The organism is Phenylobacterium sp. (genome assembly GCF_030654915.1).
Classification (GTDB): domain Bacteria; phylum Pseudomonadota; class Alphaproteobacteria; order Caulobacterales; family Caulobacteraceae; genus Phenylobacterium.
On record NZ_JAURWM010000004.1, the window covers coordinates 1 to 1,307 of the forward strand.

The following is a 1,307-nucleotide window of genomic DNA, read 5'->3' on the forward strand; positions in this document are numbered from 1 at the left end:
CCAGTTGGAGATCGGGAACACCCGGATGCTTTCGCCGGGGTTCTTGCGGGCGTTGTAGAGCCGCCAGAGTTCCGGCCGCTGGTTCTTGGGGTCCCAGCGATGCTGGGCCGAGCGGAACGAGAAGATGCGTTCCTTGGCGCGGGATTTTTCCTCGTCGCGGCGGGCGCCGCCGAAGGCCGCGTCGAAGCCGTATTTGTCGAGCGCCTGCTTCAGACCCTCGGTCTTCCAGATGTCGGTGTGCAGGGCCGAGCCGTGGTCGAACGGGTTTATGTTCCGCTCGACGGCCTCGGGGTTCTTGTGGACCAGCAGCTCGAAGCCCAGCTCCTTGGCCATGCGCTCGCGCATCTCGTACATGGCCCGGAACTTCCAGGTCGTGTCGACGTGCAGCAGCGGGAAGGGCGGCTTGGAGGGATAGAAGGCCTTGGCCGCGAGGTGCAGCATCACGGCCGAGTCTTTCCCGATCGAGTAGAGCATCACTGGACGCTCAGCCTCGGCCACGACCTCGCGCATGATGTGGATGCTCTCGGCTTCCAGGCGCTGCAGGTGGGTAAGGGTTTCTGGGGTGATCGCGGGCGCTTTGGCCTGCATCAGGGCTGTACCTTGCACATGAACCTCGGGGGCCGAACCCTGCTTGTAAACTAATGACGAAAAAACCCGCTCGCCTGTGTCTGGCGGCGCGCGGATTGGCCCTCAGCGATGGATTACGGGACGCGACCGCCGATGACGATAGAGATTTCCTGACAAGCCGACGAGGAAATTGGAGCGGCTTGACCGCGTTGGACTCTCACGCGACCCAGGGTCACGCTTCGATTTCACGCAGCCTGACAATTAATTCAGATGTCGGCGGCAGCCCGCTCGACCATCGGCCGAGAGACTCCGCGATTGGATCAGCCGGGGGGAAGGTGGGTGCGGGCTGCTGGACAAGCCCGCGGCGGCGGACTGGTGATGTGCGGGCCAAGCCGCGGGGCGGCGACAAGCGCTCGGCGCGGATCTAGGCCCACGCGGCGCTGATCCTGGGTCTGGTGGAGGCCCAGGGCGATATCACGCTGGTAGAGCTGCGGGCGCGGCTGGCCCAGTCGGGGATCGCTGTGGCGGTCTCGACGCTGTGGCGGTTCTTCGAGCGCCGCGCGATCACGCTCAAAAAAAGCCCGGGCACGCGGCCGAGCAGGATCGTCCCGACGTCCTGAGCCGCCGTCAGGCCTGGTTCGACGCCCAGCCCGACCTCGACCCCGAGCGGCTGGTCTTTATTGACGAGACCGGCGCCTCCACCAAAATGGCTCGCCGCCACGGCCGGGCGCCGCGCGGCC

At 66.0% G+C, this 1,307-nt stretch carries 1 protein-coding gene and 1 pseudogene; one reads left to right on the plus strand and one right to left on the minus strand.

Features of this window, described 5'->3' with window-relative positions:
* The coding region (gene cysD / locus Q7T84_RS00065; protein ID WP_304805523.1) for a sulfate adenylyltransferase subunit CysD at positions 1 to 588 on the minus strand (588 nt) is incomplete at its 3' end.
* Positions 589 to 1,153: 565 nt separating this feature from the next.
* On the opposite strand from cysD, the pseudogene Q7T84_RS00070 reads away from it, so the two are divergent.
* Positions 1,154 to 1,307, plus strand: a pseudogene (locus Q7T84_RS00070) (IS630 family transposase); the annotation flags it as partial.